This is a genomic window from Bradyrhizobium sp. USDA 4454 (assembly GCF_054822705.1).
Genome location: NZ_JBTRCN010000001.1, coordinates 5,929,130 through 5,955,352, shown reverse-complemented (window position 1 = coordinate 5,955,352; position 26,223 = coordinate 5,929,130). Strand labels below are relative to the sequence as shown.

Sequence of the window (26,223 nt, the reverse complement as noted above, 5' to 3'; positions counted from 1 at the left end):
TTATCGTTGAGAAGGCCGCACGTCGGCGGCCGTCCGTGAAGTCAATTCTTGCCGGTCAGTCTGATCGGGCGGCCCTGGCTGATGAAGGCATAGTGCCCGGCGCCGACGCTGCCGACCATCAGGGCCTCGACTGCCGGTTCCGCGATCTCGCCGGCGGCGGCCCAATCGACCACGAAATTCGCGCCGGTGCCGCCGCGGGTATCGGTGGTCGCGATCGCGACCTCGACGGTCGCAAACGGTTTTAGCGCGATCGGCGATTTGAGGTAGCTCTCCACCATCTTGCCTGATGTGTCGAAATAGGCGATCCGCTTCAGCACCAGCGGCTTGGTCTCGGAGGCGTTGTGCACGCTCAGCGTCACCGAGAAATCGGCCCTGAGCTTGCCCTGGCTCATCGACACGCTGGAATACACCGGCACGTAGAACGCACCGCCGGCAGTAAGGCCTTCCGGCACCGCCGTCAGCGAGTTCGCAAAATTTTGTTCAAGACCCGCCGAGGATTGTGCTAGCGCCTCCGTCACCCGCACGGTGAGCAGGCAGAGCAGAACTGCCAGAAAAATGCCGCCTGCGCGGATGTGACACATTGCTAGGTTGATCCTCACGCCCGGCCCTCTAGGTTGCGGCAAAGGAAGTCTTTGACGCATGCATGAACTGATTCCCGATATCACGCTCTGTATCCTGTTTGCCTGGGGAATTGGGCTATTGGCCCATTTCTCCAGGCAACCGCTGATACTGGCTTACCTTATCGCCGGCTTTTTCATTGGTCCATTCGGCATGGGCTGGGTCAAGTCCCAGGAATCGATCAGCGTCATCTCCGAGCTAGGCCTGATCTTCATGCTGTTCATGATCGGGCTGGAAATCGACCTCAAGAAGATCATCCGTGCCGGAAAGGTCATCCTGTTCGCCGGCGCCGGCGAGCTGATCGGCGGCTGCCTGATCGGCGCCGCGTTCTTTGCCGGAATCGGCCTTGCGATCGGCGGCGGCAAGTTCGACGCGGTGTATCTCTGCGTCGCCTGCGCGCTGTCCTCGACCGTCATCATCGTCAAGGTGCTCTACGAGAAGCGCGAGCTCGATACGCTGCCGGGCCGCATCACGCTCGGCGTGCTGGTGCTGCAGGACATCTTTGCGATCCTGTTCCTGGCAGTGCAACCGAGTCTCGACAATCTGCAGATCAGCGTCGTGCTGCTGTCGATCGCCCGCGTTGCGGTGCTGGTCGCGACTGCGCTCGTGCTGAGCCGCTATGTGCTGCCGCGGCTGTTCCACCAGATCGCGCGCCGGCCCGAGCTCGTGCTGCTCGGCGCGCTTGCGTGGTGCTTCCTGATCGGCGAGATCGCCGAGCGGCTGCATCTGTCGCGCGAGATGGGCTCGCTGGTCGCGGGCGTCTCGATCTCGACCTTTCCCTACGCGCTCGACGTCACCGCCAAGGTCACGACGCTCAGGGATTTCTTCATCACGCTGTTTTTCGTCGCGCTCGGCATGACGATCCCGATCCCGGGCTTGCAGGTGATCGGGCTTGCGCTTGTGATCGCGGCGTTCACGGTGGTGAGCCGCCTGGTCACGACATTCACGCCGCTCTACCTGATGAAGCAGGGGCTGCGCGCCAGCCTGCTGCCGGCGATCAATCTGGCGCAGATCTCCGAATTCTCGCTGGTGGTGATCCAGACCGGTATCGCCGCCAACCATATCGGGACCGCGACCGCGAGCGCGGCCTCGTTCGCCTTCGTGGTGCTGGCGGTGCTCTCAACCTTCGCGATGGGGCGCAGCGACCAGATCGTGCGCGGCCTGATCGGGCCCTTGAAGCGGATCGGGCTGCGCGATCTCGACCATGTGGGCGAAGGCCGCGGCGAGGGCGGCCAGGAGGGTGGACATGGCGAGATCCGGCGCATCGTGATCCTCGGCTTTTTCCGCGCGGCGAGCGCGCTGATCAGCCAGATCGAGCGGCAGAACCAGTCGCTGCTCGAGCAAATCAGCGTCATCGACTTCAATCCGCTGGTGTTCCGCACGCTGTCCGACCGCGGCATGCACGTGATCTATGGCGACATCAGCAATGTCGACACGCTGGTCCATGCCGGCATCGGCAAGGCCGAGATCATCATCCTGAGCGTGCCGGATTTCCTCTTGGTCGGCGCCGACAATGAGAAGCTGGTGCGCCATGTCCGCGCGCTCAATCCGACCGCGCGGATTGTCGCCACCGCGGATCTCCTGAGCGGCGTCGACGACCTCTACGCGGCCGGCGCCGACTACGTGACCGTGACCCGGCTCAGCGACGCTGCCGAGCTCTATTCGGTGATCGAGGCGGCCGATGCCGGCCTGCTCGACGACAAGCGCGCCGAGCTGGACGCCCAGCTCGCCGATCGGCGCGAAGTGCTGCCGTAAGGGAGCTTTCTCTTACCTCTCCCCATCGGGGAGAGGTCGCGCTGAAAGCGCGGGTGAGGGGCTCAGGTCCCACGAGGGTGCGCGGTCCCTCACCCGGATTGCATCTGACGATGCAATCCGACCTCTCCCTTTGGGAGAGGTGAAGCGGCGTGGTATGCCTGCCAAACGCATGGCGGGTTGCATAATGATACTGGCGCTGCCATCGGAACCCGGCTAATCCACTGCCTGCATAAAGCGAGATGTCAGGACAATGGCCGATACGATCCAGGAAGTGCTGCAAGCCTTTGCGAAAGGTGAACTCGTCGTTGTCACCGACGACGACGATCGGGAAGGCGAGGGCGATCTGATCGTCGCGGCGTCGTTCTGCACGGCGGAAAAGATGGCTTTCATCATCCGCCACACCTCCGGCATCGTCTGCGCGCCGATCACCACCGAGGATGCCCGCCGGCTGCGGCTCGACCCGATGGTGGCGCACAACGAATCCAATCACACCACGGCCTTCACCGTCTCGATCGACTACAAGCCCGATGGCGGCACCGGCATTTCGGCCGAGGAACGCGCTTCCTGCTGCCGCGCGCTCGCCAATCCCAATGCCGGCGCCAACGACTTCGCGCGCCCCGGCCACATCTTCCCGCTGATCGCTCGCGACGGCGGCGTGCTGCTGCGCTCAGGCCATACCGAAGCCGCGGTCGATCTGTGCCGGCTCTCGGGCCTGCCGCCGGTCGGCGTCATCAGCGAGCTGATGAACGACGACGGAACCGTGATGAAGGGCGAGCAGGTGGCGAAATTCGCCGCCCGCCACAAGCTCAAGCACGTCACGATCGCCGACATGATCGCCTACCGCCAGGCGCGCGAGAAGCTGATCGAGCGGGTCGCGACCTTCACCACCGAGAGCCCGATCGGCCCGCTGCAGGGCTATGCCTATCGCTCGCCGTTCGACGAGATCATGCATGCCGCCTTCGTCTATAACGGCATCGGCGACGGCCGGGACGTGCTGACGCGGCTCCACAAGCCCAACATCGTCAAGGACCTGTTCACCGGGCCGGCGCGCATGGAAGCCGTGTTGCGACACTTCGAGGCTGCCGGCCGCGGCGTGTTGGTCTATCTGCGCGACGGTGCCGCCGGTGTTCCGGTCGAGCCGGTCGGCGAGCAGAAGTCGGCGGAAGCCGATCGCAACAAGCAATGGCGCGAGGTCGGCGTCGGCGCCCAGATCCTGCGCGATCTCGGCATCACCTCGATCCGGCACCTGACCTCGTCGGTGCACGACTACAAGGGGTTGTCCGGTTTCGGCATCGAGATCGTGTCGAATGAGAAGCTGGAGACCTAGCACGCGTCATTCCGGGGCTCGCGAAGCGAGAACCCGGAATCTCAAGCCTCCTAACCGCTGGATTCCGGGTTCACGCTGTCACGTGCCCCGGAATGACGGTGAGAGGATCACCAATTGCGCTCCGCAGCTGAGCGCTTTAATTTATCCGCCAATTTCCGAGTGATCATGCGAAAGGATGTTTCATGAGCGTGCGCCCCCAGTCCAAGGACAAGCCGGCTGCCGCCAGCTTCCAGTGGGATGATCCCTTCCTGCTTGACGACCAGCTCACCGAAGACGAGCGCCTGATCCGCGACACCGCGCGGGCCTATGCGCAGGACAAGCTGCTGCCGCGGGTCACCAAGGCCTATCTGGAAGAGAAGACCGACCGCGAGATCTTCAACGAGATGGGCGAGCTCGGCCTGATCGGCGTGACGCTGCCCGAGGAATATGGCTGCGCCAATGCGAGCTACGTGGCCTACGGCCTCGTCGCCCGCGAGATCGAGCGCGTCGACTCTGGCTATCGCTCGATGAACTCGGTGCAGTCGTCGCTCGTGATGTATCCGATCTACGCCTATGGCGACGAAAGCCAGCGCAAGAAATATCTCCCCAAGCTCGCGACCGGAGAATGGGTCGGCTGTTTCGGCCTGACCGAGCCGGATGCCGGTTCCGATCCCGGCGGCATGAAGACCCGCGCCGAGAAGGTCGCCGACGGCTACAAGCTGAACGGCGCCAAGATGTGGATCTCGAACGCGCCGATCGCCGACGTGTTCGTGGTGTGGGCCAAGTCGGCCGCGCACGACAACCAGATCCGCGGCTTCATCCTCGAGAAGGGCATGAAGGGCCTGTCGGCGCCGAAGGTCGGCGGCAAGCTCTCGTTGCGCGCCTCGATCACCGGCGAGATCGTGCTCGATAACGTCGTGGTGCCGGAAAGTGCGCTGCTGCCCAACGTCTCCGGCCTCAAGGGCCCGTTCGGCTGCCTCAACCGCGCCCGCTACGGCATCTCCTGGGGCGCGCTCGGCGCCGCCGAGGACTGCATGCACCGCGCCCGCCAGTACACGCTCGACCGCAAGCAGTTCAACCGGCCGCTCGCCGCCACCCAGCTGGTGCAGAAAAAGCTCGCCGACATGGAGACCGAGATCGCGCTCGGCCTGCAGGCCTCGTTGCGCGTCGGCCGCCTGATGGACGAGGGCAAGATGGCGCCCGAGATGATCTCGATCGTCAAGCGCAACAATTGCGGCAAGTCGCTCGACATCGCCCGCATGGCGCGCGACATGCACGGCGGCAACGGCATCCAGATCGAGTATCACGTGATGCGGCACGCCGCGAACCTCGAGACGGTGAACACCTATGAGGGCACGCACGACGTCCACGCGCTGATCCTCGGCCGCGCGATCACCGGCATCCAGGCGTTCTCGTAAGGAATCAAGTCGTCATTCCGGGGCGCGCATAAGCGCGAACCCGGAATCTCGAGCCGTATTCTTTTCCCTCACTTCGGGATTCCGGGTCTGGCCCTGACGGGCCATCCCGGAATGACGCCAAGAGGTCCCCATGGCCGACAACGACGACATCCCGTTCAACCGCGATTTTCCGCTGAAGCCCGGCGTGGTCGAGCACGTCCGCCCCGGCGTGCGCCGCGTCCTCTGCAACAATCCGAGCCCGTTCACCTTCACCGGCACGGTCAGCTACATCGTGGGCGAAGGCAAGGTCGCGATCATCGATCCCGGTCCCGACGACGAGGCGCATGCCAGGGCGCTGCTCGATGCGGTCAAGGGCGAGACCGTGACCCATATCCTGGTCACCCATACCCACCGCGACCATTCGCCGAACACGCCGCGGATCAAGGCCGCGACCGGCGCGCCGGTCTACGCCGAGGGGCCGCACCGCGCCTCGCGGCCGCGCTTCGAGAGCGAGAAGCATAATCCGGAATCCGGCGCTGACCGCGATTTCCGGCCCGATGTGCAGGTCAAGCACGGCGACGTCATCGAAGGCAGTGGTTTCACGCTGGAAGCCGTCGCCACCCCCGGCCACACCGCCAATCACCTGGCCTTCGCATGGACCGAGCGCAGCATCAATTTCGTCGGCGACCATGTGATGGGCTGGTCGACCTCGATCGTGGCGCCGCCCGACGGTTCGATGATCGACTACATGGCCTCGCTGGAGCGGCTGGAGCAGCGCCCCGAGCAGCTCTATTTCTCCGGTCATGGCCCGGAGATCCCGGAAGGCCCGCGCTACGTCCGCTTCCTGGCGCGGCATCGCCGGGCGCGCGAGGCGTCGATCCTGCATCGGCTCGGCAAGGGCGAGGCCGACATCCCGACCATGGTGCGGGCGATCTATATCGGGCTCGATCCGCGCCTCGCCAACGCCGCCGGCTATTCGGTGCTGGCGCATCTGGAGGATCTGGTCGCGCGCGGTGTCGTGGCGACCGACGGCGATCCGGTGATCGGCGGCACGTACCGGTTGGCGTAGCCGTCATTCCGAGGCGTGCGAAGCACGAACCCGGAATCCATCAGGCCGCAAACTCTTTGGTGAAATGGATTCCGGGCTCGCGCGGAGCCTGTCATCGGGCCGCGCTTTGCGCGGACCCGTTGGCGCGCTCCGGAATGACGCTATCGCGTCACTTCTTCACCGTCTTCGCCGGCGGCGCCTTGGGTGCGACCGGAACCGCCTTCTTCGCCGGCTTGTCCTTGTCGTTTTCGGCGGCGGTGTTGAGGTCCTCGATCAGCTTCTTGACCCGCGCGGCGTTGCTGCCGAGATCGGTGTCGAAATAGCGCGAGGCCGAGCGGATATCGACACGTGAATCCTCGTCGTCGGGCGTCACGCGGATCGCGACGTCCTCGCGAAAGCCCATGATCGGCGTGCGCGCCACCGCCTCGATACGACCGATATTGCGCGGCGGCTGCGGGGCGCGGGCGTCGATGACCAGCCATTTACGGCGGTTGACCAGCCGCAGCGCCAGCTCGTAGGCGCGGTCGGCCGGGACCTCGAGCTCGACAGTCTCAATGTCCGGATAGGCGGCGCGCTGCCGCTCGGCCGAAGCGAGGCCGGCGTAGGCGGCGGGATTGGTGCCTTCCCCGGTGCGCAGCCGCGCCAGCGCCTCGAATCTCGGCGGGTCGATCGCGTCGGTGGTGACGTCGTAGAGCCGCGGCAGCTTGCGGTACTGATAGGTCAGGTAGGCCGGGTAGGCGAGGATCGCGGCGTCGATCAGGAACGCGAGCAGGATCCGGCCCATGCCGCGGGTGCCGTTCTGCCAGATCGCGGCGAAGGCGGCCAGCCCGAGCAGGACCGACAGGCCGGCCAGGCCCAGCGCGCCGAAGAAGGTCGCCAGCGCCGGCTTGACCTCCAGGAACCCGAAGCGGACGATCAGGATCGAGACCACCACCGCGACGACGGAGAAGATCGCAAGGTTGCGCGACCAGGTGGCAAGACCGGACACGGGCTCCTGCTGGTAGGGAGCGGAAAACCTGCGCGCCATCGTCGGTAAATCTGCCGGTTGATGTCCTCGGGCGACCTCAGCCGCCGCCAATCATCGTGTGAGACCACGGAGCTGCGGCGAATTCAAGGGACTTGGGCGGTGTTCTTGTCTCCCCTGGAATGGGCGCTATCGCGTCTAGCCTGCCTCCGCGGGGGCGCACCGCCAAAATATCGAAAACAACCCCATGCAAAGGAGCCGGCGGCGTGCCGGCCCAACCTCGGTCCGCACTCCGCTGCGGGTCATGCGACCCGATCCCGGTGCGAGCTTCGCTCGTCTCGTCCCCCTCCAGGGAGGGTGAAGCATCACGCCGCGGCGGTCGGGAAGGTATAGTCCTTGAACTGGTCGCGCAGCGCGGTCTTCAGGATCTTGCCGGTCGCGGTGTGGGGAATGCCGTCGACGAAGGCGACGTCGTCGGGCATCCACCATTTGGCGATCTTGCCGTCCATGAACTTCAGGATGTCCTCGCGGGTGGCGCTCTGGCCCTGCTTGAGCTGCACGATCAGGAGCGGCCGCTCGTCCCATTTGGGGTGATGAACGCCGATCACGGCGGCTTCCGCGACCGCGGGATGGCCGACCGCAAGGTTTTCCAGATCGATCGAGGAAATCCATTCGCCGCCGGACTTGATCACGTCCTTGGAGCGGTCGGTGATCCGCATGTAGCCGTGCTCGTCCATCGTGGAGACGTCGCCGGTGTCGAAGAAGCCGGCCTCGTCGAGGATGTTGGCGTCGACCCGGAAATAGGCCTTGGCGATCGCGGGACCGGAGACCTTGAGGCGGCCGAAAGTCTTGCCGTCCCAAGGCAGCTCCTTGCCGGCATCGTCGGTGATCTTCATCTCGACGCCGAACGGCGGATAGCCCTGGGTCTGCAGGATGTCGAGCCGCTCCTCGCCAGTGCGCTCCGTGAACGGCGGCTTCAGCGTCGCCAGCGTACCGAGCGGGCTCATCTCGGTCATGCCCCAGGCGTGGCGCACCTGGCTGCCCATGTCGAGGAACGCCTTGATCATCGAGCGCGGCATCGCCGAGCCGCCGCAGATCACCATCTGGAGGTCAGGCAGCTTGAGATTGTTGGCGGCCATGTATTGCAGCAGCATCAGCCACACCGTCGGCACGCCGGCGGTATGGGTCACCTTCTCGGTCGACAGCAATTCGTAGACCGAGGCGCCGTCGAGCTTCGGACCGGGCATCACGAGCTTGGTGCCCATCGACGGGGCCGAGAAGGCGATGCCCCAGCTGTTGGCATGGAACAAGGGCACCACCGGAAGCATTGTGTCCGATGCGGAGGTGCCAAGCGCGTCCTTTGAGTTGGCCATCAGCGCGTGCAACACGTTGGAGCGGTGCGAGTACAGCACACCCTTTGGATCGCCCGTCGTGCCGGAGGTGTAGCACATCGCCGCCGCGGTGTTCTCGTCGAAGGTCTTCCACGCGAACTTGCCGTCGGATGCCGCGATCCAGTCCTCATAGGCGACCGCGTTCTTCAGCGTGGTCTGCGGCATGTGCGCCTTGTCGGTCAGCACCACGTAGCGCTCGACGCTCGGCAGCTGGCTTGCGATCTTCTCCAGCACCGGAACGAAGGTGAGGTCGGTGATGACGATGCGATCCTGGGCGTGGTTGACGATCCAGGCGATCTGTTCCGGAAACAGTCGTGGGTTGACCGTATGGCAGATCGCGCCGATCCCCATGATGCCGTACCAGACCTCGAGGTGGCGCCAGGTGTTCCAGGCGATGGTGGCAACGCGGTCGCCGAGCTTGATGCCGTCGCGCTCCAGGCTCTGCGACACCTTCAGCGCGCGGGCATGGATCTGGGCGTAGGTGGTGCGATGGATCGGGCCTTCGACCGACCGCGTCACGACTTCCTGCGTGCCGTGATATTTCGCGGCGTGCTCAATAATCTTGTGGCACAGCAACGGCCAATCTTGCATCAAGCCAAGCATACGCAAATCCCTCCTCGATCCTCACGCATGATCTGCCGGCATCTTGGACGGCCGGCAGTAAAATCATGGAACTGACATGAACTGTAGCGCGGAGAAAGCAAGCCGAAAATGGCCTGGTGGCGCGTTTAGTCGCGGCTGCGCGGCAATGGTTACCGCTGCCGCCGCGCTGCTGTGCCTTGGCATGCAAGCGGGCCCCGCGGCGGCCGCCCGCGGCGCGCCGAGCTTCCCGTGGGACGATTTGTTCGGCACCCGGCCGCACCGGGCGCACAAGGCCGTGCGCCGTTCCGCAGCGGTGCCGCTGCCGAAGCCGCGTCCCGCCGAGGCGCCGGCGACCGCTGAGCCTGAACAGCCTGCGGCGGCGACGCAGCGGCCTGCCGCACCTGCCGAAGCCGCCAAGCCTACTGAAGCCGCCAAGCCTGCCGAAGCGGCCAGACCGGCCGAGCCGCCTAGGCCGCAGTTCTCGGCCTGCCGGCAGGCGCTCACCGAGGAGATCGCGATCGCGCCGAGCATTCCCGATATCCACGGCGCCGGCGGTTGCGGCGGCGAGGATCTGGTGCGGCTCGAGGCCATCGTGCTGGCGGACAAGCGCAAGGTCACGGTCAAGCCCGCGGCGATCCTTCGCTGCAAGATGGCCGCCGCGGTGGCGGACTGGGTCCGCACCGATATCGCCCCGCTGGCGCAGAGCCTCGGCGGCGGGATCAGCGAGCTCGACAATTTCGACTCGTTCGAATGCCGCGGCCGCAATCGCGTCGTCGGCGCACAACTTTCCGAACATGCCCGCGCCAATGCGCTCGACGTGCGCGCATTCGGTCTCGCCAACGGCAAGTCGATTTCGCTGACCGACCGCAGCGTGCCGCGCGATCTGCGCGAGACCGTGCTGCATTCGGTCTGCGCCCGCTTCTCCACCGTGCTAGGTCCGGGCTCGGACTGGTACCACGAGGACCACATCCATCTCGACCTGATCGAGCGTCGCAACGATTACCGGATCTGCCAGTGGAACGTATACGACCCGCTGCCGCAGGTCGCGCCGCTGTTGCCGGCCGAGCGGCCCGAGGAGGCGCCGCCGCGCGAGGTCGCCGCAAAATCGGACGTGTCCAAGCCGGACGCATCGAAGGCCGACCGCGGCAAGGCCGATGAGCCGGATGCGGCGAAATCAGACGATGCGGCCGCGCCCGATCGCGCAGCCGAGACCAAGCCGCAACCGCAGCCAACAAAAAAGCGCCGGCACAGCCGGCGCTTTTGATCTCGTCCTCGTATCTGGTGCGTTTCAGTAGGTGACGTTGCCGCCACCCTGCAGCGCCATTTGCGGCTTGTAGGGCGAGTCGCCATGCTTCGGCTCCAGCACCACGACGATGGTGCCGAGCTTGACGCGGTTGTAGAGGTCGATGACGTCCTCGTTGGTCATGCGGATGCAGCCCGAGGAGATCGACGAACCGATGTATTCCGGCTGGTTGGTGCCGTGGATGCGGAACAGCGTGTCCTTGCCGCCCGAGTAGAGATACATCGCGCGCGAGCCCATCGGATTGTCCGGCCCCGGGGCCACGAAGGTCGGAACGCCGAGGCGCGAGATCTCGCCGGGGGTGGGGTGCCAGGCCGGCCATTCGGTCATGCTGCCGACCTTGGCGATGCCGGACCAGGCCATGGCTTCTTCGCCGACGGTGATACCGTAGCGGATCGCCTTGCCGTCGTTCAGCACGTAGTAGAGGTAGTGATTGTCGGAATCGACCACGATGGAACCGGGTGCTTCCTTGCGGTGATACTCGACGATCGCGCGGCGGAACGGTTCGGCGACCGGCGTCTTCACGTAGGTGGTCTTGGCCAGCAGTTCCTTGTCACGCGGCTTGAACGCAGCGGTATTAGTTGCCTCGTAGGTCGTGGCCTGCATGCAGCCCGACAACATCAGGCCCGCGGTCAGGATCCCGAGGGTAACTTTGAGCGACGACATGATTACATTCCAATCGAAAATCCGCGCCCGAAAGCGCTAACATTACGCCTCAAACGCCACGATTCCATGAACGGCAGTATCGCTGAAACCCGCCGTTCTTCCCAGACTTTAGATGGCTTTCCCGCATCGCGGGATGTGATCTGTGGCTTTTTTGCCGCAACTGTTCTGGTGTGGGTCGGTTTTTTGTGCAAACAGGCAACGGTCGTCGAGTCGAAGCCTTCCTCACTGCCACCCGGCCGCCACAAATATGGACGCCCGGTTAATGCCCCGGTCATGAAGCGCCAGCCAGAATCGCGCTAAGTCGGCGGGTCCTGCCCAATCCTGTTCCCAGCCCTGTATCTCGGAGTTCGTGATGCTGTCGGTGTTCGTCCCCTCCGATTTCTCCCTCAAGAAGGCCGCCACCAACGACCTCGACGCGCTGCCCGAGGGCGCAGTCTGGGTCGATCTGGTGAACCCGACGGTGGAGGAGGACCGGGCCGTCGAGAAGCTCGCGGGGATCGCGGTGCCGACCCGGGAAGACATGCAGGAGATCGAGATCTCCAGCCGGCTCTATATCGAGAACAGCGCGCGCTACATGACCGCGACGCTGATGTGCCAATCCGACACCGACATGCCGCGCACCACGGCGGTCACCTTCATCCTGACCAGCCATCGCCTGGTCACGGTGCGCTACGACCTGCCGAAACCGTTCGCGCTGGTCGAGAACAAGCTGGCCCGCGCCTGTTCCCCCGGCATCACCGGCGAGCAGGTGCTGATGGAACTGCTGGACGCCGTGATCGACCGTTGCGCCGACCTGCTGGAGCGCTGCGGCGCCGACATCGACCAGGTCTCGCACGACATCTTCGAGCCGGAGAGCGAGCGCCACGGCCACGCCAAGCAATATTCCCAAATCCTGATCGCGATCGGCCGCAAGGGCGACCTGACCTCGAAGGTTCGCGAAAGCCTGGTCTCGATCGGACGCCTCGTCACCTTCCTCTCTGCGGTCGTGGAAGGGGTGAAATGGTCCAAGGACATGCGCGAGCAACTCAAGACCATGCAGCGTGACGTGGCCTCATTGACCGACCACGCCTCCTATCTCTCCAACAAAATTACTTTCGTGCTCGACGCCATGCTCGGCGTGGTCAATTTGGAACAGAACAACATCATCAAGCTGTTCTCGGTGATGGCGGTGGTCTTGATGCCGCCGACGCTGATCGCCTCGATCTACGGCATGAATTTCAAGATCATGCCGGAACTCGAATGGACGCACGGCTATCCGTTCGCGCTGATGCTGATGCTGATCGCGGCGATCGTTCCGTACTGGATTTTCAAGTGGAAGAAGTGGCTGTAGCGCTTGTTCCATCGTCGCGTTTTGGGACGCGCTTTTCTGCCTTATTTCCTCTCCTAAAATTTGATCGTTGCGCTGAACGTTTGGGCGAAACTTGTCTGCGATAACGCCCGCCTCGAAGCCGGAGGACAGCAATGGTTGAGAAGATCATAACGCCACGGCGTAACGTCATCGACTTTGCGCGCTATCAACAGGACCGCGCAGCAGGCAAGGTGCAGGCGATCTCGCCGAGACTTTGCCGATACTGTGGCGCTGCGCTGCTTGATGGCGAGGACGAAGACGACTGCTCCAGCGCGTTGAACGACATCACGCTGCGGCAGACTGAGAAGAAGTCACGTCGGTTCTATGCGGACTGAGGGCCAGCGCCCTTTTGGAGGCAGAAGCCTCGTCTGCGTGTTAGGCCTGCACCTGAAGCAATCCCAGAACGGCCGCGGCGGCGGCCGGGATCGCCTCGAAGCTTCCTTCCCCGAAATGTCGATTTGTGTTCGCCTTTAGGATGGCGGCGAATTGTGCCGCACGATCCCCGTCATTGCGAGCGAGGCGAAGCAATCCATCACGCGGCAAGCACAGACATGGATTGCTTCGTCGCTATCGCTCCTCGCAATGACGACGCGGCATAGATTGACAGCCCCTCAGACGTGCTGGCCACCATTGATGTGGATCTCGGCGCCGTTCACGTAGGAGCTGGTCTCCGTGCACAGCACGTAGATGATCTTGGCGACCTCGTCGGGGGTGCCGAGGCGATGCATCGGGATTTGCTGGTCGACGATCTTCTCGGTGCCGGGCGACAGGATCGAGGTGTCGATCTCGCCCGGCGCGATCGCGTTGACGCGAACGCCGACGCGGCCGAAGTCCGATGCCATCTCGCGTGTCAGCGACGCAAGCGCTGCCTTCGAGGTCGCATAGGCGGCTCCCGCGAACGGATGCACGCGCGAGCCGGCGATCGAGGTGACGTTCACCACGGCGCCCTTGGCGTGCTTCAGCTCCTCGATCAGCCCGCGCGCGATCATGACGGGTGCGAAGAAGTTGACGTGGAAAACATGGGTCCAGGTCTCGATGTCGGTGTCCATGGTGCCGAGCCGGCTGCCGTCGGGCGCCTTCGGCGAGATCGCGGCATTGTTGACCAGCGCGTGCAGTTCGTCGTTGTCGAGCCGCCGCCGGATCTCGGAGATCGCGCGCACCGTGTCGTCATGGCTGCCGAGATCGACCTCGATGTGGTCTTCCGGCCCGGCGCCCCAGGGACAGACCTCCGGGAACGCATGCCGCGACAGGGTGATGACGCGCCAGCCGGCGGACGAGAATCGGATCGCCGTGGCATGGCCGATGCCGCGGCTCGCGCCGGTCAGGAGCAGCGTGCGCCGGGGCGCATTGGAAGGGCGGGTCATCGACGGGTTTCTTTCGTTTTCGTCATGCGCGGCATCGTGCCGGGCATCGACGTCCTTGAACGATGGAAGATCAAGCCGTCGATGGCCGGGGTCATCTTACACGAAGACGTGCTTCGTACTTTCGCCCTGCCATGACGGTCGCGGTTTTTCAGGGATAGAGCCGCACCTTCGACCAGGCGCTGCCGGCGCCATCGCGGCGGAATTCGATGCGGTCGTGCAGGCGATACGGGCGGTCGTGCCAGAACTCGATGCGCTGCGGCGTGATCCGCCAGCCGCTCCAGCCCGGCGGCCGCGGCACCTCGCCGATGACGTATTTCGCGCCGACCTTGGCGATCGCCTGCTCGAAGGCGAAGCGGCTCTCCAGCGGCTGCGACTGCTTGCTGGCCCAGGCGCCGATCTGGGCCTGCTTCGGCCGTGTGGCGAAATAGGCGTCGGCCTCGGCATCGGTGACCGGCGTCACGGGGCCGCGGATGCGCACCTGGCGACGCAATGATTTCCAATGGAAGAGTAAAGCCGCCTTAGGATTTGCGGCCAATTCGCGGCCCTTGGCACTGGCGATGTGGCTGTAGAACACGAAGCCATCGGCATCGAAGCCCTTCATCAGCACCATCCGCACGTCGGGCAGGCCGTCGGGATCGACGGTTGCGAGCGCCATCGCGTTCGGATCGTTCGGCTCGGACTTGACCGCTTCCGCAAACCATTCGCCGAACAGGGCGAACGGCTCCTCCGCCGCGGTGAAATCACCCGATGTTAACGGTGTCGGGTGTTTGATGGAGGTCGTGTCGGTCATGTCAGGAGTCCCGATTTGCATCCGCCCGCGTCACAGAGCGCGTTACTGGCCCTATATAGGGCATGGGGGCGCGTTGGCCTATCGGTGATCCGCCCCGCGGGCGCGGTGGTGACATTGATCGTGGTCGGCGGTTGCAGCCTGTCGCGCACCGATGCCTTCACCAAGATGGACGACAAGGATATGACGGGCTCGATCAGCCCGACCTTGGTCAACGCGCCGACCGACAGCGATCTCGCCTTCGCCCGCAACGCTGCCTCCGACGTGCTGACCAAGGGCGACAAGGATTCCAGCCAGCCCTGGGAAAATCCCGAGACCGGCGCGCGCGGCTCAGTGACGCCGCTGGCCCAGGCCTATTCGGGCGAGGACGGCAAGACCTGCCGGGATTTCCTCGCCAGCTATGTCAACGGAGCCACCGAAAGCTGGTTGCAGGGCGCCGCCTGCAAGGCTGGACAGGGGCGGTGGGAAATCCATAGTTTGAAGCCGTGGAGAAAGTCCTGAGGTTCCGGCGGATACCGGTCCAGGACTAGTTGCAAAAATGCCACTGAGCCCCCACATCAAGGCCGGGTGGGCCCCGGATGGGTTCCCGGCCAGAACCGATATTCCCGTGAAGGAGACGTGACGGATGCGCGACCCCTATGAGGTCTTGGGGGTGCAGCGGAGCGCCAGCGCTGCGACGATCAAGAGCGCCTATCGCAAGCTCGCCAAGAAGCATCACCCCGACAACAACAAGAACGACCCGAAGGCGGCGGCCCGCTTTGCGGAGATCAACGCGGCCAACGAGATCGTCGGTGACGAGGACAAGCGCAAGCAGTTCGATCGCGGCGAGATCGATGCCGACGGCAAGCCGCGCTTCCAGGGCTTCCCGGGCGGCAGCGCCGGCGGGCGTGCTGGTCCGGGTGGCTTCGAGTACAGCTTCCGCAGCGGCCCTGGCGGCGGCATGGGTGGCGGCAGCTTCGAGGACATCCTCAACAGCATGTTCGGCAACGCCGCGCGCGGCGGCGGGGCCCGCGCGGGTCGCGCCAGCCCGTTCGAGTTTGATGGCGGGGTCGGCGTCGACCTCGATCTGTCGGTCGCGATGACGGTCTCGCTGGAAGAATCGGTCAGGGGCGGCGACAAGCGCGTCCGCCTGCCGACCGGCCGCGAGCTCAACGTCAAGATTCCGCCCGGCGTCACCGCCGGCCAGCAGATCCGGCTGAAGGGGCAGGGCGACACCGCCCAAGGCCATCCGCCCGGCGATCTTCTGATCACGATCTCGATCGCGCCGCATCCGTTCTTCAAGGTCGACGGCAACGATCTCCGGATCGATCTGCCGGTGACGCTCTACGAGGCGGTGCTGGGCGGCAAGGTCCGCGTGCCGACGCTCGGCAGCGCGGTCGAACTGTCGATCCCGAAGAACACCTCGAGCGGCCGCACCTTCCGCCTCAAGGGCAAGGGGCTGCCGAAAGCGGGCGCAGTCGGCGACCTCTATGTCACCACCCGGATCATCCTCCCCGATGGGAACGATGCCGAGCTTGAGGCATTGATGCAGACGTGGCGGGAGCGTAACCCCTATAATCCGCGCAGCGATCTCGGCTGACCGCCGAGGGCGCGCCCCAGAGACGCGAAGACGCGAAACTGCAACTACCCCGGACTCTATCGGGGTAGACGCCGGGCCGTGGGCGCGTCAAAGGATGACCGGCCGTCCGAACTCCCGGTCTGCGGCGTGCAGACCGGATGGCGGAAAAAGGAGTGCGGCCTCGAGAGGGGGACCAGCGCGGTACACAAAACCCCAATCGAGGCCGCGTGCGCCGATCGGCGGATCGGGCGCACATCATCTTCGCGTGAGCATCCGGTGCGATAATGAGACGCGTCGATGACGCGAATCGAAGTTTTCAATGTCGGAATTGGGACGCTGAGTGAGGCTGGATTCACTTACTCGAAACGACACAATTTTCGCGCCGCGATCTCCCGTAGAATTACGGGAGATCAGCTTTTCTCCATCTGATCGTACACGGCCTGCGCGACCTGGTTCAGCCGGCTGCGGTCGGTGCCGCCGCTGACGACATAGGCGACGCCGCGATCGGCCCAGAACAGCGCGCCGTCGCTGCCCTGGACGGCATAACGCATCTGCGTCGCCTCGGTCTTGGCCTTGGCGGTGTAGACCGTGAAGCGTTCGCCGGACGTGCTCTCATACATCAGGAACGACGCCGGCCCGCTCGGCCCCGGCAGCAGGCGGCCGCCGACCAGCTTCAGCCCGCTAAGCTCCGGCGCGCGGACGTCCCAGCCGCAGCGCTTGGTCAGCCATTGCTGCAGATGGTCGCGCTCGCTGCCGGGCACCTCGACGGGGTGGCGGACCTCGACCACGTAGAGCCGGTGCGCATCGAGCGCATCGAGCGTGAAGCTCTGGAAGGTCGACGGTGCAGCCGAAGCGCCGCGCGCGATCCAGCCGACGCCGGCGCCGGCGACGAAGGCGACCAGCGTTGCCGCCACCGCGCCATAGACCCAGCGGCGCGGCTGGCGCACCAGCCGCTCGAGCTCGAGCCGCTTCGGCACCGCCTCGTCCAGCACGCTGTCGTAGCGCGCATGCAGCGTCTCGGCCATCGCGCGCCATGACTGCACCCGCGCCGCGTCGTCAGGATGGGTGGCGAGCCAGGCCTCGACATCGCCGCGGCGTTCGGTCGGCAGCTCGTTGTCGACGTAAGCGTGCAGCTCGTCTTCAGTGACGGGGATGTTCGGGTCGGTCATATCAGTCGTCTCTGCCAAATCCTGTTCGAAAATCGTTCAAGCGAAACACCTGCCATCGCGCGCATTATCATTTCACCCGCCTGAGCGCCGGGCGCTGGCCCTCGATCGAGGCCCGCACATGGGCGCGTGCGCGGGCGAGGCGGGACATCACCGTGCCGATCGGCACGCCCTGGATGTCGGCGACCTCGCGGTAGCTCATGCCCTCCAGCATCACGAGCAGCAGCACCGAGCGTTGCTCCTCGACCAGCGTCGACAGTGCGCGCTCGATGTCGCGTCCCTCCGCCTCGGTGCCGCTGGCGTCGGCATTGTTATCGAGCAGCGGCATCAAAGGCGGCCGCCGCGCCAGCGAGCGCCTGCGGTTCTTGTTGAGATTGGTCAGGATCGTGTAGAGCCAGCTCCTGACGTCGCCGCCGAGGAACAGCCGCTCCGAGCGCAGCGCCCGCACCAGCGTGTCCTGCACCAGATCGTCGGCGATGTCGGTGTCGCGCGTCAGCGCCCGCGCATAGCGGCGGAGCGCCGGAATCATGGCTTCGACACTTTGGCGAAACGCGGTCATGCATCCAGTCTTCGATGATCTCGGCGATGGTCTGCCTTGTCCAGCATAACACCCTAGCGGCGTGGCTATTCCGGTTGCAGCGGTCTGCGCGCAGAGCGCCTCAGCTGCGGCGGATTTGGGCTTGTCGCCCGCCGAAGCGCTGGTGTACCTCGAAGCCTTAAAATTCGAGGCGTGGAAGCCTGTGGTGAGGCGCCCGACAGCTCAGGATCAGCCGTTACGGGAATGCCGGTGCCAACCATCTACTACATCCGCCACGGCGAGACCGCGTGGAACGCCGAAGGCCGGCTTCAGGGCGTGCAGGACATCGCGCTCAACGAGCGCGGCCGCGCCCAAGCGGCGCACGCCGGACGCATCCTCGGCGATCTCCTGGCGCGCGACGGCCGTGACAAGACGACGCTGCCGTTCGTCGCGAGCCCGCTGATCCGCGCGCGCGCCACCATGGAGCTGGTGCGCGCCGAGCTGGGCCTGCCGCCGGGCGACTACGCGCTCGACGCGCGGCTGCGCGAGATCGGTTACGGGACGTGGGAGGGCTCGACCTTGGCGCAGGCGCAGGCCGCCGACCCCGTCGTCTATGCCCGCCGCCTGGCCGAGAAGTGGCAGGTCGCGCCGGAGGGCGGCGAGAGCTATGTCGAGGTGCAGGCGCGGATGACCGACTGGTACGGTTCGGTGACCGCAGACACCGTCGCCGTCGCCCATGGCGGCACGGCGCGGGCGCTGATGGTGGCGCTCGGCTTCGAGACACCGGCCTCGGCCGCCGAGCTCTATATCGAGCAGGGTGCGGTTTACGTGTTCGGCCCCGCGGGGCTGCGGAAATATAGTTAAAGCCTGCAATTCTCTCCACCGTCATTCCGGGGCGACGCGTAAGCGTCGAGCCCGGAATCCATCAGGCCACGTGTCGCGTGGGCCAATGGATTCCGGGCTCTCGCTTCGCGAGCCCCGGAATGACGAGTTGGATGGCTATGCCCGGCCGTGACGAAGTCGAGGTTTGACCCCGCTGCCTCCGCGCGTTACGACACGCCATGTCCTTCAACACTTTCGGCCATATGTTCCGCGTCACGACCTTCGGCGAGAGCCATGGGGTCGCGATCGGCTGCGTGGTGGACGGCTGCCCGCCGATGATCCCCCTGACGGTGGAGGAGATCCAGCGCGACCTCGACCGCCGCCGGCCCGGCCAGTCGCGCTTCACCACCCAGCGCCAGGAGCCGGACGCGGTGAAGATCCTGTCCGGCGTGATGGCGCATCCGGAAACCGGTGTGCAGGTGACGACCGGCACGCCGATCGCGCTGTTGATCGAGAACACCGACCAGCGCTCGAAGGATTATTCCGAGATCAAGGACAAGTTCCGTCCCGGCCATGCCGACTTCACCTATGAGGCGAAATACGGCCTGCGCGACTATCGCGGCGGCGGCCGCTCTTCGGCGCGCGAGACTGCGACCCGCGTCGCGGCCGGCGCGATCGCGCGCAAGGTGCTGCCCGACGTGAAGGTGCGCGGCGCGCTGGTGCAGATGGGCCCGCACAAGATCGACCGCGAGAAGTGGGACTGGGACGAGATCGCCAACAACCCGTTCTTCTGTCCCGACAAGGACAAGGCGGCGTTCTTCGAGAGCTATCTCGACGGCATCAGGAAGAGCGGCTCCTCGATCGGTGCCGTGATTGAGGTGGTCGCCGAGGGCGTGCCGGCCGGGCTCGGCGCGCCGATCTATGCCAAGCTCGACAGCGATCTGGCGTCGGCGATGATGAGCATCAACGCGGTCAAGGGCGTCGAGATCGGTGCCGGCTTCGGCGCCGCCGAACTGTCAGGCGAGGAGAACGCGGACGAGATGCGGACCGGCAACAACGGCACGCGCTTCCTGTCCAACCATGCCGGCGGCGTGCTCGGCGGCATCTCGACCGGCCAGCCGGTGGTGGTGCGCTTTGCGGTCAAGCCGACGTCCTCGATCCTGACCCCGCGCCGCACGGTGGATCGCAAGGGCGCCGACACCGACATCCTGACCAAGGGCCGCCACGATCCCTGCGTCGGCATCCGCGCGGTGCCGGTCGGCGAGGCGATGATGGCCTGCGTGCTGGCGGATCATTTTCTGCGCGACCGCGGGCAGACCGGGCGCTGATCCCCTATATCCTATATAATGGCGGTACCAGACCGCCTTGGGGACTGCCATGAACGCGTCGGAGCTTCGGGATATCATCGCATGGATGATCGGCGGCGCGCGATCGGCGCCGACCCCGGTGCAGATGATGGCGGAATGCTGCGAACGGCTGACGCGGGCCGGCCTGCCGCTGTGGCGCATCGGCGTCTTCGTGCGCACGCTGCATCCCGAGATCTACGGCCGGCATTTCCTGTGGAGGCCGGGTGCCGAGGTCGAGACCGGCACCGTCGCTCACAACATCGAGGAGTCCCCGGACTTTGCCGTCAGCCCGCTGCGGATCGTCTTCAAGCAGGGAATTGAAGTGCGTGCGCGGCTCGATGACCCCTCGAGCAAACGCTTTCCGATCGTCCAGGACCTGCAGGCGGAAGGCGTCACCGACTACATCGCGGTACCGCTGATCAACACCGACGGCCGCCCCAATGCGTCGAGCTGGACCACCAAGCAGCCGGGCGGCTTCACCGACGAGCAGCTCGATGCGATCCGCTCGATCGCCGTGCCGCTGGCGCGCTACATCGAGATCGTGACGCTGCGCCGCACCGCCTCGCTGCTGCTTGATACTTACGTCGGCAACCGGGCCGGCGAGCGCATCATGGGCGGCCAGATCCGGCGTGGCCATGCCGACACGATGGATGCCGCGATCTGGCTGTCAGACCTGCGCGGCTTCACCGCGCTGTCGGACCGCTTGCCGGCCGAGACTGTCGTCGAGATCCTCAATCTTTATTTCGATTGCCAGGTCACCGCGATCCGCGACCATGGCGGCGAGGTGCTCAAATTCATGGGCGACGGCCTGCTCGCGGTGTTTCCGGTCGACGAATATCTCGGCGATGAGGTGCAGGTCTGCTCGCGGGTGCTGGATGCCGCGCGCGCCTCCCGCGCCGGGGTCGAGGCGCTGCAATTCCCCAATGGCGATGCGGTCGAGCGTTTCCGCTTCGGCGTCGCGCTGCATCTCGGCCGCGTGCTCTATGGCAATATCGGCGGCGGCAACCGGCTCGATTTCACCTGCATCGGTCCGGCGGTCAATCTCGCCGCGCGGCTCGAGAAGATCGCCGGCCGTCTCGGCCGCACCGTGGTCGCCTCCGAGCGCTTCGCCGGCATCCACGACGGCGGCTGGAGCGATCTCGGCGAATTTCCGATCGCGGGATTTGCCAAGGCCGAACGGGTCTACGGGCTGTTCGACGAGGCGCCGGTCGCCGCCGCGAGCTAGCCGCCGCGGGCGTAGGACTGCTTCAGGCCGAAGGTCAGGATCGACAGCGTGATCCACAGCCGCAGCATCGCGAAGCCAAAGATGAAGACGACGTAGATCACGCTCTTGAAGGGCTGGCTCGTCGTCGAGGTCTGCCAGAACTGCCAGATCGCGTTGCGGACGACCTCCTGGCCGTAGCCGAGCGCGATATTGACGGTGCCGAGCACCAGCACCGCGGCGCCAAGCCAGACGGCGTGCCGGCCAAAATCCTTGGCGGCGGCAAGCAGCGCGACACGGCCGCCATTGCTTTCGGCATTGACGATGATCAAGAGCACCAGTGCCGCGATCGCTGCACTCCAGAACCGGCCGAGATGGGTGAACTGATCGAAGGCCATGCCGTCGAGTCCCGACATCAAATGCGGTGCGAACGAGGTGAAGCCGATCGCGGCGGTGCCGAGTGCGGCTGCGATCATCACGAGCGCGATCCGCCACAGGATCGACATCGACAGTCTGATCTGCTCTGCCAGCGTCAGCTCGCCGAGCGAGGATTGGCCTCCGGCAGCCTGGATCGAGTCCCGCGCGGTCGCGAAGAAGGCGAGCAGCACGCAGATGTCGGCCAGCACCAGCGTGGGCAGGATCAGGCCGGGCTTGTTATAGCCGACGATCCGCAGCGCCGCCGCCATGACGAGCCAGGGCAAGGCGGGCAAGGGACGAAACGGCCCGAACGAGGTTTCCGGGCGGGTCTTCCGCAGTGAAAGCTGTTGGCGCAGTGCGACGGTCATGCCGCGTTGGTGCCATGCGATCCCTAAAGCAGGCGTGGCTGCGATCGATAAAATGCGCGGCAAGGTCTGCGGCAAACTGGCGCTGGCGCCGCGCTATTCCTCGGGCTCGGTGGTGAACAGCAGCGGATAGCCCTTGGCGCGGCCGGCGTCGGTGGCGCGCGTCGCCTTGGTCTCGGCGACGTCCCTGGTGAACACGGCGACCACGCAGACGCCGCGCTGATGTGCGGTCAGCATCACCTTGTAGGCCTGGTCGTCGGTCATGCGGAATTCACCCTTCAGCACAGTGACGACGAACTCGCGCGGCGTGTAGTCGTCGTTGACCAGGATCACCTTGTGCAGGCGCGGCCGTTCGACCTTGGTCTTGGTTCGGGTTTTCGGCTTGACGACAGTATCTGGCATCGCACTCCCTCGCGATTGCCCCGTAAGACTACCGTCTTCCGGCAGATGTTGGAACCGTTCGAATTGCACGGCGTCATTGCGGCAACGGCACGGCGCGTGCTGCAGCATTCGCGGCAAGTCGCGTCGAACTTGCAACGCCTAACTCGAATGTGAAGGACAGATGATATCAGCGCTTTGCGCCGCCTGATTTGCGTGTCACCATGACGGGACACGACGGGAGGGCCGCAATGCGCTGGTATGTCTCGATCGGAGCGGTGCTCGTCGCGGGCATGCTGGCCAGCGGCGATGTGGCCGGTGTTGCCGCGCCCGGCCCGGGACCGCAGACCGGCCGGCTGGCCGAAAAGGAATCGACGCCGAGCGTCGACATCGAGCTGATCATCGCGGTCGACGTCTCCTATTCGATGGACATGGACGAGCTCGCGATCCAGCGCGAGGGCTATGCGCAGGCGATCGTTTCCAAGGATTTCCTGCAGGCGCTGAAGGCCGGCCCGAACGGCAAGATCTCGATCACCTATTTCGAATGGGCCGCCTCCAACGACCAGAAGGTCATCATTCCCTGGCGGGTGATCGACGGTCCCGAATCCGCCGATGCGGTCGCCGCCGAGATCATGAAGACGCCGGTGCGGCGCGCCTCGCGCACCTCGATCTCGGGCGCGATCTATTTCGCGATCCCGATGTTCGACGAGAATCCGCATCGTGGCCTGCGCCGCGTGATCGATATTTCCGGCGACGGCCCCAACAACAACGGCGCACCGATCACGCCGGCGCGCGATGCGGCGCTGGACAAGGGCATCGTCATCAACGGCCTGCCGATCATGGTGAAGGAGCCGTCCTATTCGACGATGGATATCGAGAATCTCGATTACTATTACGAGGATTGCGTGATCGGCGGACCCGGCTCCTTCGTGGTCACGATCAAGGATCGCGAGAAATTCAAGGAGGCGATCCGCACCAAGCTATTGCTCGAGGTCGCCGGCCGCACCCCCGAGCGCCCGGTGGTGCGGACCGCCGAGAAGGAGCCGCGGGTCAGTTGCATGATCGGCGAGAAGATCTGGCAGGACCGCTGGGGGCGGTAGCGATCATATCGATCTCGTAGGATGGGTAGAGCGAAGCGAAACCCATCAATTCGTATCCGCGGCAAAAACGATGGGTTTCGCTGCGCCTACCCATCCTACGGCTCTGCCGATATCTCGCCTACATCATGCTCAAGTTCGCGCAGCGTCTGCAACGCTGCCGCGACGCGCGCGAGCAGCGGATCGTGGGACATGCTGGCGCGGATTATAGCGGGGCCACGAAGCGCTGCGATAGTCGCAGCGCCGTCTCAGCGCGCAAACCGTGCCACCAGCTCGATATGCGGCGTGTGGCGGAACTGATCGACCGGGGTGACACCGGCGAGCTTGTAGCCGCCATCGATCAGGATCTTCGCGTCGCGGGCAAACGTCGCGGCGTTGCAGGACACCGCGACGATCACCGGCACCTTGCTGGCCGCAAGCTGGGTGACCTGCGCTTGCGCGCCCTGCCGCGGCGGATCGAACACGACGGCATCATAGTCGCGCAATTCCTGCGGCATCAGGGGGCGGCGGAACAGGTCGCGCGTCTCGGCCTTAAGTGGCTTCAGCCCCGGCGTCGTCTGCGCGGCCTTCTGCAGCGCCGCGATCGCACCGGCGTCGCTGTCGAACGCCGCGATCCGCGCCTTTTCCGCGAGGCGCAGCGCGAACGGGCCGACGCCGCAAAACAGGTCGGCGATGTGCCTGGCGCGGCCGCACTGCGCGCGAACCAGCGCCGCCAGCGTCTCCTCGCCCTTGACGGTCGCCTGCAGGAACGAGCCCGGCGGCAGCACCACCTTCGGCTTGCCGATCGCAATCTCGGGAGAGCCGCGTTGCAGCACCAGCTCGCCGTGCCGGGTCAGCCGCGCCAGCCGGTGTTTCTCCGCGACGCGCGACAAGGTGGTGATCAGGCTGGTCGGCAGGGAGCCGGAGCCGCGCACGTCGATGTCGAGGCCGTTGAGCGTCGCCGTCACCTGGATGTCGAGCGGCTTGCCGATTGCGATCAGCGGCTCGGCGACCGCCCAGGCGGCCTCGAGCGCGCCGTCGAGCGCGGGATCGAGGATCGGGCAGCGGTCGACCGGGACGATGTCGTGCGAACCGGCAGCGGCGAAGCCGACCTTGAGGACCTCATGGGTGCCCATGCGTCCGTGCAGCGTGATGCGGCGGCGGCCGGCGCCATGGGCGTCGAGCAGCGGCGCAACCTCGGCTGCGATCCTGGCCTGCGCCAGCGTCTCCACCACGATGTTGCGCTTCCAGGCGTGGTACGGCTCCTCGCTCCAGTGCTGGATCGCACAGCCGCCGCAGACGCCGAAATGCGGGCAGAACGGCGCGATCCGCTCGCGGCTTTGCTCCCTGACCCGCAGCAGCCGCCGCCGGTCGGGATGATGGCCGGGGACGTCCTCGACCTCGACGGTTTCGCCCGTCAGCGTGTACGGCACGAAGACCGACTGCGTGCCGTCGATCGCGACGCCGTCGCCGCGATGGCCGACATGGTCGATGGTGAGATGCTCAGCCACGGCGGGCGCCGAGGAAGAATTCGATGTTGCCGTCGCCGCCCGGGATCGACGACGGGAACACCTCGATATCGGTGCAGCCCTGCGAGGCGGCAAAGGCGGCGATATCGTCGCAGATCTGCTGGTGCACTATGGCGTTGCGGATGACGCCGCGCTTGGAGTGTTTGCGCGCCGCCTCGAATTGCGGCTTGATCAGCGCCAGCAGATGCATGGGTGCTGTCGCCAGCGACAGCGCCACCGGCAGCACCAGCTTCAGCGAGATGAAGCTGACGTCGATCACCACGACATCCGGCCGCGCCGGCAGGCGCTTGCCCTCGAAATTCCTGATGTCGGTCTCTTCCATGGAGACGATCTTCGGATGCCCCTGCAGCGACGGATGCAACTGGCCGTGGCCGACATCGATGGCAAAGACCAGGCTTGCGCCATTGGCGAGCAGCACTTCGGTGAAGCCGCCGGTCGAGGCGCCGACATCGAGGCAGACATGGCCCTCGATGTCGATCGGATAATGCTCGAGCGCGCCGGCAAGCTTGACGCCGCCGCGCGAGACATAGGGATGCGCCGGTTCGGCCGAGAGTTCCGCGCCCGGCGCGACGATTTCGGACGCTTTTGCAATCTGTTTGCCGTCGGCGGTCACGAGGCCGGCATCGATCGCGGCGCGCGCCCGCGCCCGGCTCTCGAACAGGCCGCGTTCGACCAGCAGCACGTCGATGCGCTTGCCGGCCGATGCATTGTTGTCGTTGTCGCCCGCCTTGGTCACTTGGCGCCCTGACGGCGCTGCGCGGCGGCGAGCCGCACGCAGGCCTCGAAGGAGGTGAGGTCGTGCCAGAGGTCGGCCGCAGGCTCGCGCGGGGTGACCAGCGGGCTGCCGTGCAGATCGAGCGCGTGCATCATCATCAGGTTGTCCGGCAGTCCAAACTCTTCCACCGTCAGCCCCTCCGCGTCGATCAGGCGTCCGTCGGATGCAGGCACGACCTGGCCCAGCCGCGCCACGCGATTGGCATAGGACGTGGGGTCGTTCGAATAGGCGAGGCACAGCTTGCCGCGTCCCGCCATGTAACCGAGTTCGTAGACGGTGCCTGCGTCGGCACTGGGGCCGCGAAACGGCGTCAAATTGGCGATGATGGCGTCGGCCGATTCCATCATCGCCTCGTTGCTCTTGAAGATGCTGAGCGACGCGCCGGCGGCGGTGGGATCGATGCTGTTGTCGAGCGGGTACAGCCCGGTCAGCCCGTGATAGCCGCAAACCTCCGCTTTGCGGCGGCCGATCTCCACGGCATCCGGCAGGAATACGTCAGGACCTGCCAGATAGATTCTCATGGACTTGCCCAAGACACGGTCGACTT

27 protein-coding genes are annotated in these 26,223 nt (G+C 65.5%); 14 read left to right on the top strand and 13 right to left on the bottom strand.

Annotated elements, in window-relative coordinates:
* Positions 1 to 41: 41 nt before the first annotated feature.
* Entirely contained in the window at positions 42 to 581 is a 540-nt protein-coding gene (locus ACVIW0_RS27705) for a DUF3124 domain-containing protein (protein WP_461355233.1), read from the bottom strand.
* 58 nt (positions 582 to 639) lie between these two features.
* Here ACVIW0_RS27705 and ACVIW0_RS27700 point away from each other — a divergent pair, with 58 nt between their 5' ends.
* From ACVIW0_RS27700 to ACVIW0_RS27685, 4 genes are all read left to right on the top strand, one after another.
* A complete protein-coding gene (locus tag ACVIW0_RS27700) occupies positions 640 to 2,373 on the top strand; it encodes a cation:proton antiporter domain-containing protein (RefSeq protein ID WP_461355232.1) in 1,734 nt (577 codons plus the stop codon).
* 250 nt (positions 2,374 to 2,623) lie between these two features.
* On the top strand, positions 2,624 to 3,700 hold the full coding sequence (gene ribB, locus ACVIW0_RS27695) for a 3,4-dihydroxy-2-butanone-4-phosphate synthase (protein WP_461355231.1): 1,077 nt from the start codon (positions 2,624 to 2,626) through the stop codon (positions 3,698 to 3,700).
* Between the two features lie 182 nt (positions 3,701 to 3,882).
* Entirely contained in the window at positions 3,883 to 5,097 is a 1,215-nt protein-coding gene (locus ACVIW0_RS27690; protein WP_461355230.1) for an acyl-CoA dehydrogenase, read from the top strand.
* A 130-nt stretch (positions 5,098 to 5,227) separates the two neighbouring features.
* A complete protein-coding gene (locus ACVIW0_RS27685; RefSeq protein ID WP_461355229.1) occupies positions 5,228 to 6,145 on the top strand; it encodes an MBL fold metallo-hydrolase in 918 nt (305 codons plus the stop codon).
* Positions 6,146 to 6,293: 148 nt separating this feature from the next.
* Here the strand turns inward: ACVIW0_RS27685 and ACVIW0_RS27680 are convergent, their stop codons facing one another.
* Complete coding sequence (locus ACVIW0_RS27680; RefSeq protein WP_461355228.1) at positions 6,294 to 7,151, bottom strand: DUF1499 domain-containing protein; 858 nt, start codon at positions 7,149 to 7,151, stop codon at positions 6,294 to 6,296.
* 302 nt (positions 7,152 to 7,453) lie between these two features.
* Positions 7,454 to 9,082: a fatty-acid--CoA ligase gene (locus ACVIW0_RS27675; protein ID WP_461355227.1), complete on the bottom strand. Its 1,629-nt coding sequence runs from the start codon at positions 9,080 to 9,082 to the stop codon at positions 7,454 to 7,456.
* 76 nt (positions 9,083 to 9,158) lie between these two features.
* Between ACVIW0_RS27675 and ACVIW0_RS27670 the strand changes: the two genes are divergently transcribed.
* Positions 9,159 to 10,325: an extensin family protein gene (locus ACVIW0_RS27670; protein ID WP_461355226.1), complete on the top strand. Its 1,167-nt coding sequence runs from the start codon at positions 9,159 to 9,161 to the stop codon at positions 10,323 to 10,325.
* Positions 10,326 to 10,349: 24 nt separating this feature from the next.
* Here the strand turns inward: ACVIW0_RS27670 and ACVIW0_RS27665 are convergent, their stop codons facing one another.
* Positions 10,350 to 11,027 (bottom strand): L,D-transpeptidase, encoded by a 678-nt coding sequence (locus tag ACVIW0_RS27665; RefSeq protein WP_461355225.1) that lies wholly within the window; start codon positions 11,025 to 11,027, stop codon positions 10,350 to 10,352.
* A 66-nt stretch (positions 11,028 to 11,093) separates the two neighbouring features.
* On the opposite strand from ACVIW0_RS27665, the gene ACVIW0_RS27660 reads away from it, so the two are divergent.
* The 3 genes from ACVIW0_RS27660 (at position 11,094) to ACVIW0_RS27650 (ending at position 12,710) form a co-directional block, all read left to right on the top strand.
* The gene (locus ACVIW0_RS27660) at positions 11,094 to 11,327 is read left to right on the top strand and encodes a hypothetical protein (RefSeq protein WP_461355224.1); all 234 of its coding nucleotides are present in this window, start codon (positions 11,094 to 11,096) and stop codon (positions 11,325 to 11,327) included.
* A gap of 52 nt (positions 11,328 to 11,379) precedes the next feature.
* The gene (locus ACVIW0_RS27655; RefSeq protein ID WP_461355223.1) at positions 11,380 to 12,357 is read left to right on the top strand and encodes a magnesium transporter CorA family protein; all 978 of its coding nucleotides are present in this window, start codon (positions 11,380 to 11,382) and stop codon (positions 12,355 to 12,357) included.
* A gap of 131 nt (positions 12,358 to 12,488) precedes the next feature.
* Positions 12,489 to 12,710 (top strand): hypothetical protein, encoded by a 222-nt coding sequence (locus ACVIW0_RS27650; protein WP_461355222.1) that lies wholly within the window; start codon positions 12,489 to 12,491, stop codon positions 12,708 to 12,710.
* A gap of 276 nt (positions 12,711 to 12,986) precedes the next feature.
* On the opposite strand, the gene ACVIW0_RS27645 is transcribed toward ACVIW0_RS27650, so the two are convergent.
* The gene (locus ACVIW0_RS27645; RefSeq protein WP_461355221.1) at positions 12,987 to 13,739 is read right to left on the bottom strand and encodes an SDR family NAD(P)-dependent oxidoreductase; all 753 of its coding nucleotides are present in this window, start codon (positions 13,737 to 13,739) and stop codon (positions 12,987 to 12,989) included.
* A gap of 148 nt (positions 13,740 to 13,887) precedes the next feature.
* Entirely contained in the window at positions 13,888 to 14,529 is a 642-nt protein-coding gene (pdxH, locus tag ACVIW0_RS27640) for a pyridoxamine 5'-phosphate oxidase (RefSeq protein ID WP_461355220.1), read from the bottom strand.
* 84 nt (positions 14,530 to 14,613) lie between these two features.
* Between pdxH and ACVIW0_RS27635 the strand changes: the two genes are divergently transcribed.
* Both ACVIW0_RS27635 and ACVIW0_RS27630 read left to right on the top strand, forming a co-directional pair.
* Positions 14,614 to 15,027 carry an RT0821/Lpp0805 family surface protein gene (locus ACVIW0_RS27635; protein WP_461355219.1) on the top strand — a complete coding sequence of 138 codons (414 nt, stop codon included), beginning with the start codon at positions 14,614 to 14,616 and terminating at the stop codon, positions 15,025 to 15,027.
* Positions 15,028 to 15,151: 124 nt separating this feature from the next.
* Positions 15,152 to 16,105, top strand: a complete 954-nt coding sequence (locus tag ACVIW0_RS27630) for a DnaJ C-terminal domain-containing protein (protein WP_461355218.1) — start codon at positions 15,152 to 15,154, stop codon at positions 16,103 to 16,105.
* A 389-nt stretch (positions 16,106 to 16,494) separates the two neighbouring features.
* Here ACVIW0_RS27630 and ACVIW0_RS27625 read toward each other — a convergent pair whose 3' ends face one another.
* Positions 16,495 to 17,253, bottom strand: coding sequence for an anti-sigma factor family protein (locus tag ACVIW0_RS27625; RefSeq protein ID WP_461355217.1), 759 nt, complete (start codon positions 17,251 to 17,253; stop codon positions 16,495 to 16,497).
* A 67-nt stretch (positions 17,254 to 17,320) separates the two neighbouring features.
* Positions 17,321 to 17,809 carry a sigma-70 family RNA polymerase sigma factor gene (locus ACVIW0_RS27620; RefSeq protein WP_021076763.1) on the bottom strand — a complete coding sequence of 163 codons (489 nt, stop codon included), beginning with the start codon at positions 17,807 to 17,809 and terminating at the stop codon, positions 17,321 to 17,323.
* A gap of 222 nt (positions 17,810 to 18,031) precedes the next feature.
* On the opposite strand from ACVIW0_RS27620, the gene ACVIW0_RS27615 reads away from it, so the two are divergent.
* The 3 genes from ACVIW0_RS27615 to ACVIW0_RS27605 all read left to right on the top strand — a co-directional run bounded on the left by ACVIW0_RS27615 (position 18,032) and on the right by ACVIW0_RS27605 (position 21,160).
* On the top strand, positions 18,032 to 18,631 hold the full coding sequence (locus ACVIW0_RS27615; protein ID WP_461355216.1) for a histidine phosphatase family protein: 600 nt from the start codon (positions 18,032 to 18,034) through the stop codon (positions 18,629 to 18,631).
* 197 nt (positions 18,632 to 18,828) lie between these two features.
* Complete coding sequence (aroC, locus tag ACVIW0_RS27610) at positions 18,829 to 19,917, top strand: chorismate synthase (RefSeq protein WP_461355215.1); 1,089 nt, start codon at positions 18,829 to 18,831, stop codon at positions 19,915 to 19,917.
* Between the two features lie 49 nt (positions 19,918 to 19,966).
* Positions 19,967 to 21,160, top strand: a complete 1,194-nt coding sequence (locus ACVIW0_RS27605) for an adenylate/guanylate cyclase domain-containing protein (protein ID WP_461355214.1) — start codon at positions 19,967 to 19,969, stop codon at positions 21,158 to 21,160.
* On the opposite strand, the gene ACVIW0_RS27600 is transcribed toward ACVIW0_RS27605, so the two are convergent.
* Together ACVIW0_RS27600 and clpS are read right to left on the bottom strand one after the other, a co-directional pair.
* Entirely contained in the window at positions 21,157 to 21,921 is a 765-nt protein-coding gene (locus tag ACVIW0_RS27600; protein ID WP_461355213.1) for a hypothetical protein, read from the bottom strand. The two genes, ACVIW0_RS27605 and ACVIW0_RS27600, sit on opposite strands and share 4 nt — an antisense overlap.
* A 93-nt stretch (positions 21,922 to 22,014) precedes the next feature.
* Positions 22,015 to 22,320: an ATP-dependent Clp protease adapter ClpS gene (gene clpS / locus ACVIW0_RS27595; RefSeq protein WP_021076758.1), complete on the bottom strand. Its 306-nt coding sequence runs from the start codon at positions 22,318 to 22,320 to the stop codon at positions 22,015 to 22,017.
* 227 nt (positions 22,321 to 22,547) lie between these two features.
* Here clpS and ACVIW0_RS27590 point away from each other — a divergent pair, with 227 nt between their 5' ends.
* Positions 22,548 to 23,396, top strand: a complete 849-nt coding sequence (locus tag ACVIW0_RS27590) for a DUF1194 domain-containing protein (RefSeq protein ID WP_461355212.1) — start codon at positions 22,548 to 22,550, stop codon at positions 23,394 to 23,396.
* Positions 23,397 to 23,641: 245 nt separating this feature from the next.
* Here the strand turns inward: ACVIW0_RS27590 and ACVIW0_RS27585 are convergent, their stop codons facing one another.
* From ACVIW0_RS27585 to ACVIW0_RS27575, 3 genes are read right to left on the bottom strand one after another with little or no spacing between them, the layout of a single operon-like run.
* Positions 23,642 to 24,883: a class I SAM-dependent RNA methyltransferase gene (locus ACVIW0_RS27585; protein WP_461355211.1), complete on the bottom strand. Its 1,242-nt coding sequence runs from the start codon at positions 24,881 to 24,883 to the stop codon at positions 23,642 to 23,644.
* Positions 24,876 to 25,637, bottom strand: coding sequence for a TlyA family RNA methyltransferase (locus tag ACVIW0_RS27580; RefSeq protein ID WP_461355210.1), 762 nt, complete (start codon positions 25,635 to 25,637; stop codon positions 24,876 to 24,878). Before ACVIW0_RS27580 ends, ACVIW0_RS27585 begins: the two co-directional genes overlap by 8 nt.
* Entirely contained in the window at positions 25,634 to 26,197 is a 564-nt protein-coding gene (locus ACVIW0_RS27575; RefSeq protein ID WP_461355209.1) for a nucleoside 2-deoxyribosyltransferase, read from the bottom strand. The genes ACVIW0_RS27580 and ACVIW0_RS27575 overlap by 4 nt, the downstream gene beginning before the upstream one ends.
* Between the last annotated feature and the right edge of the window lie 26 nt (positions 26,198 to 26,223).